Origin of the sequence: Clostridioides sp. ZZV14-6345 (assembly GCF_020657775.1) — a bacterium.
Lineage (GTDB): Bacteria > Bacillota > Clostridia > Peptostreptococcales > Peptostreptococcaceae > Clostridioides > Clostridioides difficile_D.
The window spans coordinates 26,556-41,751 of record NZ_JAGWCX010000015.1; the positions used below are offsets into that span (position 1 = coordinate 26,556).

The 15,196-nt window shown below is 29.5% G+C and carries 12 protein-coding genes; 1 reads left to right on the forward strand and 11 read right to left on the reverse strand.

Annotated elements, in window-relative coordinates; all coding sequences use genetic code 11:
• Positions 1-19: 19 nt before the first annotated feature.
• Positions 20-1,945: an aconitate hydratase gene (locus KGF39_RS05795; RefSeq protein WP_227821544.1), complete on the reverse strand. Its 1,926-nt coding sequence runs from the start codon at positions 1,943-1,945 to the stop codon at positions 20-22.
• A gap of 24 nt (positions 1,946-1,969) precedes the next feature.
• Positions 1,970-3,163, reverse strand: a complete 1,194-nt coding sequence (nifV, locus tag KGF39_RS05800; RefSeq protein ID WP_227821545.1) for a homocitrate synthase — start codon at positions 3,161-3,163, stop codon at positions 1,970-1,972.
• A 444-nt stretch (positions 3,164-3,607) separates the two neighbouring features.
• Between nifV and KGF39_RS05805 the strand changes: the two genes are divergently transcribed.
• On the forward strand, positions 3,608-4,735 hold the full coding sequence (locus KGF39_RS05805) for a DEAD/DEAH box helicase (protein WP_227821546.1): 1,128 nt from the start codon (positions 3,608-3,610) through the stop codon (positions 4,733-4,735).
• Positions 4,736-4,818: 83 nt separating this feature from the next.
• Here KGF39_RS05805 and KGF39_RS05810 read toward each other — a convergent pair whose 3' ends face one another.
• From KGF39_RS05810 to KGF39_RS05850, 9 genes are all read right to left on the reverse strand, one after another.
• The gene (locus KGF39_RS05810) at positions 4,819-5,199 is read right to left on the reverse strand and encodes a DUF5071 domain-containing protein (RefSeq protein ID WP_227821547.1); all 381 of its coding nucleotides are present in this window, start codon (positions 5,197-5,199) and stop codon (positions 4,819-4,821) included.
• The gene (locus tag KGF39_RS05815) at positions 5,186-6,376 is read right to left on the reverse strand and encodes a hypothetical protein (RefSeq protein ID WP_227821548.1); all 1,191 of its coding nucleotides are present in this window, start codon (positions 6,374-6,376) and stop codon (positions 5,186-5,188) included. Before KGF39_RS05815 ends, KGF39_RS05810 begins: the two co-directional genes overlap by 14 nt.
• Before the next feature lie 800 nt (positions 6,377-7,176).
• Entirely contained in the window at positions 7,177-8,619 is a 1,443-nt protein-coding gene (locus KGF39_RS05820) for a glutamate synthase-related protein (RefSeq protein ID WP_227821549.1), read from the reverse strand.
• Between the two features lie 126 nt (positions 8,620-8,745).
• A complete protein-coding gene (locus KGF39_RS05825) occupies positions 8,746-9,132 on the reverse strand; it encodes a desulfoferrodoxin family protein (protein ID WP_227821550.1) in 387 nt (128 codons plus the stop codon).
• Between the two features lie 36 nt (positions 9,133-9,168).
• Positions 9,169-9,558 carry a Fur family transcriptional regulator gene (locus tag KGF39_RS05830; protein ID WP_054272784.1) on the reverse strand — a complete coding sequence of 130 codons (390 nt, stop codon included), beginning with the start codon at positions 9,556-9,558 and terminating at the stop codon, positions 9,169-9,171.
• 30 nt (positions 9,559-9,588) lie between these two features.
• Complete coding sequence (rbr, locus tag KGF39_RS05835) at positions 9,589-10,125, reverse strand: rubrerythrin (protein WP_074437961.1); 537 nt, start codon at positions 10,123-10,125, stop codon at positions 9,589-9,591.
• Positions 10,126-10,492: 367 nt separating this feature from the next.
• Complete coding sequence (locus KGF39_RS05840; RefSeq protein ID WP_227821551.1) at positions 10,493-11,341, reverse strand: PRD domain-containing protein; 849 nt, start codon at positions 11,339-11,341, stop codon at positions 10,493-10,495.
• 27 nt (positions 11,342-11,368) lie between these two features.
• Positions 11,369-12,775, reverse strand: coding sequence for a glycoside hydrolase family 1 protein (locus KGF39_RS05845; RefSeq protein WP_227821552.1), 1,407 nt, complete (start codon positions 12,773-12,775; stop codon positions 11,369-11,371).
• A gap of 242 nt (positions 12,776-13,017) precedes the next feature.
• Positions 13,018-14,895 (reverse strand): beta-glucoside-specific PTS transporter subunit IIABC, encoded by a 1,878-nt coding sequence (locus KGF39_RS05850; protein WP_227821553.1) that lies wholly within the window; start codon positions 14,893-14,895, stop codon positions 13,018-13,020.
• Positions 14,896-15,196 lie beyond the last annotated feature (301 nt).

The window sequence follows — 15,196 nt, forward strand, 5'->3', positions numbered from 1 at the left end:
AATATTCCCTCTTTTCATATTAATTAGCTTGATTTTTAGTGTAATTTAATTTTCCACCAGCTTTTAATACATCCACTTCTTTTGCTGATAATTCTACTTTAACCTTAAAAGAAGTTCCTTTAGTTGTGTTCTTAACTTCCAAAATTCCATTAGCTAAATTATCTAAAATATTTGGTATCTCCAGACTATCTAAAAGAGATAGGTTTTCATAATCTTTCTCATCACAAAACTCCATTGGAATTATACCACTATTTATCAAGTTAGCCTTGTGAATTCTTGCAAAACTCTTCACTATTACCCCTTTAACACCTAAGTATAATGGTGCTAAAGCTGCATGCTCTCTACTTGAACCTTGACCATAATTATCTCCACCAACTATAAATCCTCCACCATTGTCTTTTGCTCTTTGAGGAAACGCTGTATCTACAGTGTTAAAACAATAGTTTGCAAGATATGGTATATTACTTCTAAAAGGAAGTAACTTAGCATTTGATGGCATTATATGGTCAGTAGTTATATTATCTTCTGTCTTTAGTATAATTTTTCCATCTATAGACTGACTTAGCTCTGTATTAAGAGGGAAAGGTTTTATATTAGGTCCTCTAACTACTTCTACATCACTTCCTACATCAGCAGGTTTTATTATCATGCTATCATCTATCAAAAATTCATTTACATCTAAGTTTGTAAATTTAATATCAAATTCTCTTGGGTCTGTAAGCACTCCCTTGATTGCACTTACTGCTGCTACTTCTGGGCTCACTAAGTATACTTGTGCTGATAAAGTTCCACTTCTTCCATAGAAATTTCTATTGAAAGTTCTTAAAGACACAGAGTCAGTACCTGGAGATTGACCCATACCTATACATGGACCACAAGAATTTTCTAGTATTCTAGCTCCAGCACTTATTATATCTGCTAAAGCTCCATTTCTAGCAATCATCTCCATAACTTGTCTTGAGCCTGGTGCTATTACTAAACTCACATCCTTATGTACCTTATTTCCTTTTAGGATTTGAGCTACTTTCATTAAGTCTTCATAAGAAGAATTTGTACAACTTCCTATTGCAACTTGGTCTATTTTAATTTTTCCTATATTTTCAACTTCATCTACATTATCTGGACTATGAGGTTTTGCAGCTAATGGTTTTAATTCATCCAAGTTTATAGTAATTTCTTCATCATAAACTGCATCTGCATCTGGTTTTAACTCTATCCATGTATCTTCTCTTCCTTGACTCTTAAAGAATTCTAATGTTTTTTCATCACTTGGGAAGATTGAAGTAGTTGCTCCAAGTTCAGCTCCCATGTTTGTTATTGTAGCTCTTTGTGGAACAGATAAACTTTTAACACCTTCTCCACCATATTCATAAACTTTACCTACTCCACCTTTTACAGTTTGTTTTCTTAACACTTCTAGTATTATATCCTTTGATGATACCATATTATTTAATTTCCCAACTAGGTTGACCTTACAGACTTTTGGTGCTTTTATATAGTATGCTCCTCCTGCCATAGCTAATGCAACATCTAATCCACCAGCTCCAATAGCCATCATACCCACACCTCCAGCAGTAGGTGTGTGGCTATCAGACCCTAAAAGTGTATCTCCTGGTGTTGAAAATCTTTCTAAAAATACTTGATGGCAAATACCGTTGCCTGGCTTAGAGAAATAAACTCCATATTTATCAGCCACTGTTTGTATATACTTATGGTCATCTGCATTTTCAAATCCTTGTTGTAACATATTATGGTCTACAAATGCCACACTTCTTTTAGTCTTTACTTTATCTATTCCCATAGCTTCTAGTTGAAGATATGTCATTGTTCCAGTAGAATCTTGTGTTAAAGTCTGGTCTATTTTTATACCAATTGAGTTACCAGCAATAGCTTCTCCATCTACTATATGTTTTTTAATTATTTTATAAACTATATTATCTCCCATACTTTCCTCCTAAACAATTATATCTTAAATATATGAACCTCTAACTGCTTCTTCTTCTGTTGTACCTTTTTCATGTGCTAGTATATCACAATATAATTGAAGAATCTCTTTATCCATCAAACTTCTTTTTAATCTTATAGATGTAGCTCTTATAGCATTTAATAGTTTGGTAGCGTTTTCTGGAGAAATATACATTTCATATTCACTCAATTTGTTTATAACTGCAGCTCTTCCTGAATGTTTACCTATTACTATTTTTCTTTCAAGATTTACTTCACTTGGGTCAAATGGTTCATAGTTATGTGGGTCTTTTAAAGCTCCATCTGCATGTATACCAGATTCATGTATAAACATATTATCCCCAACTACTGCTTTCCATGTAGGAAGAATTCTTCCTGATGCCTGTGCTACATACTCACATATTCCTCTAAATTTTCTAGTATCTATATTATTTAAATCACATTTATAGACGCACTTAAGTGCCATTAAAACCTCTTCTAATGCTGCATTTCCTGCTCTTTCTCCTAATCCATTTACTGTAACACCAACATAATTTGCTCCTGCTGCTATTCCTGCAAGTGCATTTGCAGTTGCCATCCCAAAGTCATTATGTGTATGCATTTCTATGTCAAAATTAGTTCTTTCATGAAGAGTTTCTATTGCATTCTTTGTAGAAAAAGGATTCATAACTCCTACTGTATCACAGTATCTAAATCTATCTGCCCCTGCTTGTTTTCCAACATTTATAAATTCAGTTAAGAAGTCTATATCTGCTCTTGAAGCATCTTCTCCATTTACTGAAACATATAGTCCATTTTTCTTTGCAAATTCAACTGTTTTGGCCATGTTTTCTAAAACCCAACCTCTAGAAGTTCTCAATTTATTTTCTATATGAATGTCAGATACTGATATTGATATAGCTACTGCATCAACACCACAAGAAATAGATTCTTCAACATCTTTTATTACTGCTCTATTCCAAGCCATTATATCTGATTTTAAATTTCTACTACATATGTGCTTTATTACATTTTTTTCATCTCCACCCATAGTAGGTATACCAACTTCAATTTGGTCAACACCTAGGTCACTTAACATTTCAGCAATCATTATTTTTTCTCTATTTGCAAATACAACCCCAGCTGTTTGCTCTCCATCTCTTAAAGTAGTATCTACTATTTTTATTTCCTTTGCTCTATCTTTTGATATAATGCACATATTAATGCCCCCCTTAGTATACTTTTAATTTTAAAAACATTAGGTCTTATTTTTCATTGACATCTCTAACTTATGATTATTTTTTTATTTTTTATTCATTTTAATTTCATTTGCAATTTATTTTTTTGACTTTTCATATCTTGTAATCTATTATATTACTTTGTATCATTTATTGCACTATATTTTTTCTTTTTTGTGAAAACTTCTTAAAAATGAAAGTTATTATGTTTTTCTTGCATTTTAATTTAATTTTTAAATAGATTTATTTTCAAAAAACCTTTAAAAATAAACCTCTAAAATTCCTACTAAAATTTAATTTAAGCTACATTCCATTTTAAAGTATCTGCATATATTTCTAAACAATATAAATAATAATCAAAAAAATTACTAAAAATACTTACAAATATGATATTATTAATTGATTAATAAAAAAGAAAATTTTTCATGAAAGGTAAGATAATAATGGATTTTAAGAACTTAGGGATTAGTGAAAATACAATAAATATTCTAAGAAAATCAGGAATAACAACACCTACACCTATACAAAAAGAAAGTATTCAATTGATAAAAGAAGGAAAAGATATCATAGCAGAAGCTCAAACTGGAACAGGAAAAACACTTGCTTTTTTACTTCCGATATTTGAAAATATATCATTAGATATAAATGATATACAAGTACTTATACTTTCTCCTACAAGAGAGCTAGCTATACAAATAACAGAAGAAGCTATGAAACTTAAAGAATATAAAGATGTAAGTATTCTAGCAGCCTATGGAGGAAAGGATATTGGTTCTCAAATAAATAAACTAAAAGGAAATATTCATATGATTATAGCTACACCAGGTAGACTTTTAGACCATCTAAATAGAAAAACTATTGACCTTAGCAAGTTAAAAACTTTTGTTTTAGATGAAGCGGACCAAATGTTACTTATGGGATTCAAAAATGAAGTTGAGGCTATTTTAAAAGAAACTTCAAATAAAAAGCAAACACTATGTTTTTCTGCAACTATGAATTCTCAAGTAAAAAAATTGGCTTATAGATATACAAAAAATCCTGTTGTAGTTTCTATCCAAAAAGAAGAAATTACTCTTAACAATATAAAACAAGAAGTAGTGGAAACTACAGATAGAAAAAAATTGGATGCCTTATGTAAGGTTCTAGATGAAGATAATCCTTTTATGGCAATAATATTTTGTAGGACTAAAAGAAGAGTTGATAATCTCGAAGAGGCTCTTGCTATAAGAGGATACAATTGTCAAAAACTTCATAGTGATATTGCTCAATCAAAACGAGAAAGAATAATGAAATCATTTAGAAATTTAGATATACAATACTTAATAGCTACAGATGTAGCTTCTCGTGGTCTTGATATATCTGGAGTAAGTCATATATATAATTACGATTTGCCAGAAACACCAGAAGACTATATCCATCGTATTGGTAGAACTGGTAGGGCTGGTGAAGAAGGCTATACATGTGCTTTTATTGACCCTAAAAATGAACGAATGTTGAGTGAAATAGAGACAGCTATAGAATCTAAAATTACTAGAAGAATTATAGAATTGTAATCTATAAACTAATTAAAATGCCAATAGTATATAAACACTATAATATACAGAAAGCAGGTATCAACTTTTTCTTTATTATAATACTATTTTATATTGCATAAAAAAGCTGTAACCTTTATGATTACAGCTTTTGCTATTTCATCTACTTCTGCTTCACATTCCCATTTAGTTGGATTTTCAGCGATTATCTTAACAAATAGAACTATAGGTTCAAGGTTTTTATCTACAAACAGTGGCAAAAGACATGAAATTATCCAATATTTCCAATCATCATCTTCTTCTGCAAGAACATCTATTATTAATGGAGTAATTAACTCTTGATGTAGAGCTAAAACAGGTAAAATTTCTTTTGCAACAGGCCAGTTATAATCTTGCATCCATTCCAATAATCTATAACAAATCGGCCTTATATCTTCATCAGATAATAATTTTAATTTTTCGATATTACTATTATAAATTTTCAATATTTTCGTTTAATTCGGCTGGCCATTTAACTTCTGGATGTTCCTTTGCGAACTTCTTATTCTTATAATGACCTAATGTAAGGAAAGGAATTACTATAGTGAATAGACCCAAATAACCACAATATCCATATCCGTATTTAACTATATTACTTAATCCTGTAAGAGATATAAGCATTGACACTACCATTATTGCACAAGCTGTAAATACCCTTCTTTTCATTTTTGAAGAAAGGAAAGAAAGTGCTTTATGGTCTTCAAATCTATTTACAAGACCAAATATAGTAGTTACTCCTGTAGACATTAAGCAAAGGAATAACGCAACATTATAAATTATGTATATAGTATGATTTCCAGATTGACCTGCAACATACATAGTAGGAAGTGTTGTTTGCCCAGCAGCAATAATTTCTCTATACCATCCCATTAACATAGTTACAGCAAGCCCTAGTGCAATTGCATTCATAACAAATGAAAGTACCATTGCCTTAGTAGCTTCTTTTGAATTCTTAAGAAGTGGTCTTGAACATCCTGCAAGTGTAGGTATAACAACCGATTGAAAACCTGCATAAATGAAGGTATTAAGTATTGGCTTGATATAGCCAGGTGTGAAACTCGTTCTATTTGATAATATTTCAGTTATTTCTGGTACTTTAGCTTTTATACCAACTATAAAAATAGTAAGAGTACATACTAGAATAGCTATTGTCATTGCTGTAGCTGCTTTAGATACAAGCATAGCTCCAAATATAGTAAAGACAAGAAGTACAATTCCAATGATAAATACAGCTATAAAGTAATTTACCCCTATACTTTGAAACACTGCTGCTGCACCTGCTATAACAGCACTTACAGCTATTAAAACCATCAGATAATAATATATTTCCCATATTATTTCAAGTTTTGGATATGGACTCCAAAGCTCACAAAATAAATCCTTATAATTCCTACAATCATTATTATTATACATTATGATAACTTCTCTCATGGTAGCAGTAAGTATAATCATTGCTAAAATTGCCATAAGTGGTGCTGTCCATCCATACTGCACATAGTACTGAGTTTCTTGATTCCCTGTAGCAAACCCTCCTCCTGCATGTGAACTAAAAAGAACGCTTGCAACTCCAAAAATAGCTAAAATAGAGCCTGTTACTTTTGCTTTCTTTACATTTTTTTGCATGAAATCATCCTCCCTAGAAATGATATTAAAAGTTTATATTTTAACACTTTATTGATAAAACAATAACATTTTTGTTCATTAAATTCAACCATATTTTTCCAATAAATTTACATTTATATCTGATTTTCACCTATATGTTAAATATTTTTTACATATTTATTTTATTTTAATCTTGTTTTCAAATCTTTTTCGTTTTTTAATTTCATGAAATTTCTTTTTTAGTGTTAAATTTTACACAAAATATCTTTTATTATATTATAATTATTACTTAATAATAATATAATAATAATTACATTACATAAAATCTCCTATATTATCATATTCATTGGAATTATTGAGTCTGAAAAAAATAATCAATGTAATTTAAAAAAAGGGATAGATGAATATAAATAACTTTAATTTATTTACATTTATTCTATCATTATTAATACATGATAAAATTGTTTATTAATGAAAATATATTCTTATTAAAAATAAATTTTTTTACAATATTTCATATAAAAATACATAGCTTTATTTTAAAATAAATATAATAAAAAAGATACTTTCTATAGAAAATATCTTTTTAACCTTCAACTCAAACCTTTTAATATCTTTAATTTTCATAATAAAAGTGGTCTGTCTCAAAATAGAGAGATAAGCCTCTTTTTCATTGCTAAAATGATGAAAATATGTTTGACTTCATACAAAAAAGAGTATCTCATGAACTAAAAAGTTCATTTTGAGACACTCCCTTTTATGAAATATATTTCTTATTTACTTTTATAACTATCTACAAGCTAATAGTTCCAAACTTCAACCTATACATGTTGTATATTTGTATAATTTGATATTTCAGAATTAACTGTATATAAATCACCAACACTTAAATCATGTACATCTTTATGACCAGATATTCTAGCAAAAGTCTTAAGCTCTTCTAAACTTACATTTAAAAAGTTTGCCACTCTATCAGCACTATTTTCTATATGTAATCTTTTTCTCAATTCCTCATCTTGAGTAGCTACTCCTACAGGGCACTTACCAGAACCACATATACGATATTGTTGACACGCTGCTGCCATAAGAGCAGAACTTGCAATGGCAACTGCATCAGCTCCCATAGCTATTGCTTTAGCAAAATCAGTAGATATACGAAGTCCACCTGTTATAACTAAATCTATATCTAATCCATGTGTATCTATATATTTTCTAGCACGGTAAAGAGCAAATATTGTTGGGATTGAAGTTGCATCTTTAAGCAATTTTGGGCTTGCTCCAGTAGCTCCACCACGACCATCAATAGTCACAAAATCAGGTTTAGCATAAGCTATAAATTCCATATCTTTTTCAATATGACCTGCTGAAATTTTAACACCTATTGGACGCCCTTCTGAAATATCTCTAAGTTCATCTACAAGTTTCTTTAAATCTTCTTTGGATTGTATTTCTTCAAAACAAGATGGGCTTATTACATCTTGACCTACAGGCTTATTTCTTATCTTTGCTATTTCTTCAGTCACTTTTTCACCAGGAAGGTGACCTCCCATACCAGGTTTTGTACCTTGACCAATTTTTATCTCTATAGCATCAGAATTTTTAAGATTTTCTTCAGTGACACTGTACTTATTTGGCACGTATTCAAAAATATACTTGTATGAAGCTTCCTTCTCTTCTGGTAATATACCACCTTCACCACTACACATAGCTGTCTTATTTTTAGCTGCACCCTTTGCTAAAGCTATCTTTAATTCTTTAGATAAAGCTCCAAATGACATGTGAGAAATATAAACTGGATTTTCTATAATCATAGGTTTTTTTGCTTTTTTACCTATTATTGTTGTTGTATTTACTTCATCATGTTCATTTAGAGGCATTGGATTTAATTGAGCACCCATAAGCAAAATATCATCCCAAGAAATTACTGGTAGTTTAGTTCTCATAGGTTCTATTATAGATTTTCCTGTAACAGCCATTTCATGAATTATATCCATATGTTTTTCAACTTCATCATCTCTTCTTAAATATGTACTTAAGTAATTTAAATCTCCCGCTTTTTCACTATTTAATTTAGATTCATCTTCAACTATATCTTCTATTTCCTTTTCATCTTCTTCATAGTAAACAGTACTTATCTTTCCAAAATAACTACGACCTTTTGTACATACAGGACACTCCCAGTCTTCACTTAATTCGTCCCATGTTTTATCATTCTTAGATTCATCATAAATATATCCACAAACACTACATTTATAAATTGACATATTATTTTCTCCTCATGTTATATTGACATTAAATAAAATTAAAACTTGAATTTATATAAATTTATAGGAGGCTATTTGTATGAAAATACGTTTATAGCCTCCTTTTTGACTCACTTTATTCAAATATTACAGTTCAGCCTTCCATAATCCATGTAAATTACAGTAAGCATATGCAGAAATAACTTTCTCATCATCATTCAAAGCAAACTTAACTACAGGTTCTCCATCTACTGCTAGACATTTACGTTGACCACCTTGTTCAGTCATAAGATACACCCATGCTATGTGATGTTCTTTAGTCATTGGATGAGCAACACTACTTATTTTAACAGTAACATTATTTCCCTCTACTTCAATTACAGGTACATGCTTTTCAACTGCTGCATCTGTTGTATTAGGAACAAGTTCCTTCATAGGTTTTCCACAACAGAAAATAGGTACACCGCCATTTTGTATCATTCCTACAAGGTTTCCACAAGTCTCACATATAAAAAATTTTTGTTCACTACACATAAACTCACCTCATTAATTATTTTTAGAATTTGAAAACTAACCTACTTGATTACACTTTCTACAATTATTACAAATCCCTTTAAAACTTATGTTATAAGATGTTATTTTTATGTCTGTTTCCTCTGCTATTGACTCTTTTAAATTATTCAGAACTTCAGATTCTAAATCGTATACCTCTCCACATACTTCACATATGATATGATAGTGATTATCCATTCTACCATCAAATCTATCTGGATTTCCTGGAATACTAACCTTCCTTATAAAGCCATGTTCCGTTAACTGAGCTAAATTTCTATACACAGTTCCTAAGCTTAAATTTGGATTATCTTTTTTTAAGTTTTCATATAGGTAATCCGCAGTAGGATGAACCGGATTATTTAATATTTCATTTAAAATCAGTTCTCTTTGTTTAGAAAATTTCATAGTTAACATTCCTTTTAATTATAATAATTTTTAATAGTTTTCAGCTTTTATATTAAAGTATGCTTTTGGATGGTCACATACTGGGCATTTTTCTGGTGCTTCAGTACCTACATACACATGTCCACAGTTTTGGCATTGCCAAACAACTTCTTCATCTCTTTTAAATATTTTTCCTTCATTTAAGTTTTCTAAAAGTTTTAAGTATCTTTCTTCATGCTCTTTCTCTATTTTTCCAACAGCTTCAAATAAATAAGCTATTTTGTCAAATCCTTCTTCTCTAGCTTCTTTAGCAAATTTTGCATACATGTCAGTCCATTCATAGTTTTCACCTGCTGCTGCATCTTTTAAATTTTCCTCTGTTGAAGGCATACCATCATGTAAAAGTTTAAACCATAATTTAGCATGTTCCTTTTCATTGTTAGCAGTCTCTTCAAATATAGCAGCTATTTGATTATAACCTTCTTTTTTAGCTTTTGAAGCATAGTATGTATATTTATTTCTTGCTTCTGACTCTCCTGCAAATCCTGCCATTAGATTCTTTTCTGTTTTAGTTCCTTTTAAGTTCATAATTAATTCCTCCTTTTTAATAATAGTAATGATTACTATTTCTATATTTATATAATATATTAATTTCCACTTTTTGTCAACTATATATAATATTATTTTTTTTATTTAAATATTCTTATTTTCAAATATTTTATTTAAAAGCTGTATTTGACTACAAAATATTTTTAAATCTCAATACTTAATCATCTTCTCATACAAATTATTTCAGAAATTTTGTTAGATATATTTTATAAACTATTTATTTTATATATTTTTATATAAAAATTAAGAGATAGTGACTAGTCACTATCTCTTAAAGTAATTCTTTTATTCAACTTTACTGAATTGCTTCTTATTTTTTATAATATTACTAACATATTGAGATACTCTAACTATTTTCATCTAATTCTCCTAAAATCTTATGAATATGAATCATCAAATATAACTCTTCTTGTCTTGGTAATTCTCTAGAGTATTCCTTATATATATAAGCCCTTACCTTTTTCACACATTCATATTCTTCCTTACAATTTTTTTGAACTTGCTCATATATAAAATCTATCTTTTCTTTTGATGATTTGTTAGCCAGAAATCTTTGTGAAAAGGCCTTTAGATGCATTACAAATCTCCTATAATAAAATGATTCTTTATTATATACAATAGAAAAGTGATAATGAACTATTTGCAAAATAGCATTTACAATTTTAGCACTTCTCTTATTTCTATCACTATAAGGATTATCTTGTTGTGCATTTATAAAATGGCCTGCTATATTACCAATCTCTTCTTCTGGTAGGTCTAAACCAAGAACCTCCTTAAAAACAGTAATTGCATATTTTCCTATATCATATTCTTTTGGATTAAACTCCTTGATTTCAAACAAATAGTGGTTTTCAATCATTATACCTTCTTTAAAGCGTCTCACTGCAAAGGCGATGTGGTCAGTTAAGGCTAAATATATATGGTTCATAAGTTTTAAGTTATATTTTTCTATTCCATATGCAATTATCATTTGAGCTATACCAAAGTATTCTGCATCTATTTCTGATGCTAGTTGTATAATACTCTTTTTTATATTTTCATCATGAAGAACAAAAGTTTTTTCTATATCTTTTTTATTTAACTCAGAACCAGCTTTATAATTATGACCAATCCCTTTCCCCATCAATATTATTTCTTCATCATTATCATCCTTTGCAAGTAGCAACGAATTATTTAATACCTTTGTAATGTACATACTAAAACCCTCAATATATATTTATGTTTATTTTACTATTTTATTGTTCTCTATAACTTCTTTGTACCAGTAAAAACTATCTTTCTTGATTCTTTTTAAATCTAAAACTTCATGGTCAGTTCTATTTATATAAACGAGTCCATAACGTTTATTAAAACCTTGAGAAGAACTTAAAAGGTCTGTAAATGACCATGGACAATATCCAATCATCTCTACACCATCTTCAATAGCTAGTTTACATGCATTTATATGACTTCTTAAATAATCTATACGATAGTCATCATGAATTTTTCCATCTTCTAATGTATCTTTAGCTCCAAGCCCATTTTCTGTTATTATAACAGGTAAGTGATATCTTTGCCAATATTCATTTAAGGCAAATCTAAGACCTGATGGGTCTATTGCTGCTCCATACTCAGAAGCCTCTAGGTTAGGATTCATTGACATTTTAAATAATCCATACATACTAAAATCAACAGTTCCTTCTCTTAACCCAAATGGATGTTGTAAGTCCTCAGGTAAAGCTTCTGCACAATTTGTTCTATAGTAGTTTACAGCTATAAAATCCATTTTAGACTTTTTAAGTATTTCTTTATCCCCCTCTTCCATATGAGGAACTATATTTCTTTTTTCAAGATAGTTCATGTAATACCCTGGATATTCTCCATAATGATGCATATCAAGCATATAGTACACTTTAAAATTATCATTCATTCTAGCTGCATATACATCTTCTGGTTTAGAAGTAAGAGGATATGTTACAGATGATGATACTGCTGCTCCAATTTTACTTCCTTCTATCATCTCATGGCATGCATTGACTGCTAATGCATGTGCCAAACAAAGATTATAATCCATCTGAGCACGCATTTTATCTATCTTCCATGAATCTGTTTCATCATATATATTAATTCTCTCTTCTACTCTTACAATTAAATTCTGTTCATTATGAGGTTGCCAATACTTTACTCTATCTCCAAAATGCTTAAAGCATATTTTAGCAAATCTTTCAAAAGCATAAACAGTCGCTCGACTTTCCCAACCATTATATTTCTCTACTAGTGTAAATGGAAGGTCAAAGTGATATAAAGTTACGAATGGCTCAATATCGCACTCTATTAGTTTATCTATTATCTTATTATAAAAATCTATACCTTTTTGATTTATTTCTCCTTCACCATCTGGAATTATTCTTGCCCATGAAATTGAAAAACGATAAGTTTTCATCCCTAATTCTTTCATCAATTCAATATCTTCTTCATAGTTATGGTAAAAGTCTGATGCAACTTTAGTATCTGCTTGTAAATGAGACTTTTTAAAAGAATTGTAGTCAGCTACGGTTTTTCCTTTATTATCGTCATCCCAAGCCCCTTCCACTTGAAATGCAGAAGATGATGCTCCCCATAAAAAATCTTTTGGAAATCCTGTATTCATAAATATTTCTCCTTTTTATATTGATTATTTTCTTTGTTGATTCATTTCAATAAGTTCACTTTATATTAACTATTTTCTTTGTTGATTTATTTCAATAAGTTCACTTTATATTAACTATTTTCTTTGTTGATTTATTTCAATAAGTTCACTCTGTATTAACTATTTTCTTTGTTAATTCATTTCAATAAACTTACTTTTAGATATATTTAATTATTAACTTAATTATCTCTAGTCAAATTAGCTTAATTACTAGCTAATACTAATGAAATTATATTATCATTTGTTGAAACATAACTAGATTTACAAGAAACTACTTGTCCAAAATCAAAGGTATTGTTTACTATAACTGGTGTAGTTACATCGTAACCAGCTTTTTTTATTTTATCTATATCAAAAGATATAAGTTTATCACCTTTCTTCACTAAATCCCCTTGATTAACATGTTTTGTAAAGTATTTACCATTTAACTCCACTGTGTTAATTCCAACATGTATTAACATTTCTGCTCTATTATCTAATTTTAATCCTATTGCATGTAATGTTGGAAATAAAGAAACTACTTCACAATCAGTAGGAGCTGTTATTACACCTTTTGTAGGTAATACAGCTATGCCTTCTCCCATAGCTTTTGATGCAAACACATCATCCTTTACTTCTGATAATTCTATACATTCTCCTTCTACAGGCGAAGTTATATCAATAACACCATCTTTCGTTTCTACTTTTATAGATGAATTTTCTTTATTAGAAGATTCTTCTAAATCTTCAAACCCAACTAGATAAGTTGAAATAGCTGAACCAAAAAACGCTATAGCACAACCACCTAGATAACTTAAGAAACCTAATGCACCTGCTTCAGCATATACAGGTATAGTTAAAACACCTTGGTTTGCAAATGCGTTACCATAAGCTCCACCCATTCCCATTATGGCACCTCCAACTGCACCACATATTACAGCACATACCATAGGTTTTTTTAATCTAAGATTGGCACCATATATTGCAGGTTCAGTTATACCAAATAAAGCTGTTATAGTTGCAGACATAGAAATTGTTTTTAATCCTTGATTTTTAGTTTTAAAGAACACTCCTAGTGCAGCTCCTGCTTGTGAAAAGTTTGCAGCTCCTGCAAATGCCAATAAATTTTGTCTTCCTGTTTGAGCAACATCACTTATACCTATTGGTAACAATGCTCTATGTGCACCAAATATAACCAACACACACCATAACCCACCTACAAATGCTCCACACAATGCTGGGCTTAGTTCATAAATATACTTATAAGAAAAGTTTATGGCATTTCCTATATAGATTCCAATTGGTCCAAATAAAAATAATGTTGCAGGTAACATTATAACCAATGATAAAGTTGGAACCATTATTATTTTAATTACTTCAGGTATATACTTTTCTAATACTTTTTCAACATATGAAAGAGCCCATATGGCAATAATTATTGGAATAACAGATGATGTATACATAGCTTTTGTTACTGACAAACCTAAAAATCTAACAGCCTCTTCACCTGCCATCAAAGCAGTAAAAGTTGGATAACAAAGTGTAGCCCCTAATACCATAGATATTATTTTATTTGCATTAAATACTTTCGCCGCAGTATATCCTAGTATAATAGGCATAAAATAGAATATAGAATCAGCCATAGCATTTAAAATAATATAGCTTTGAGTTTCTTTTATATCTACTCCATTTTTATTCATATAATACATAGCAAGAACTGATAAAATACCTTTAATCATACCAACTCCTGCTATAGCAGGTATTGTAGGTGTAAATATACCAGCTACTGCTGATAATATAGAATTCATTATACCTTGTTTTTCTTCATTTTCATTTTTCTTACCTGCATCATTTGATTGAGGTACAATTTTTATAACCTCATCATATACTTTTTTTACTTTATTGCCAATTACAACTTGTATTTGACCCATACTCTCAACAACAGTTATTACTCCTTCAGTTTTAGATAACTTATCTTTATTCACTTTAGAAGCACTTTTGACTTTAAATCTAAGTCTTGTCATACAATGAGTCACTTCATTTATATTCTCTTTTCCTCCTACATTTAGTAGAATTTCTTGAGCTATATTTTTATAATCCATAAAAAATCCTCCATTTTCAATTATCGGCTTTTTGTTTTATGGCCATTTAAACAAAAAAATCGAACCAAATAAATAGATTATACCCATAGTACTCTATAGATAATCTATAAAAATTGATTCGATCTTGCCTGCATTACCAGTAACACGTCTACTGTTATATATTCAAATTTGTTAATTTTATAGTATCATAAGCGTTTTCTTAATTCAACTATAAATTATAATTTTTTAGTAAATAATAATTATATATTTAAATTTTTTTTAATACAGAAAGTACTTGATAAAAAAATCTAAATGGTATATT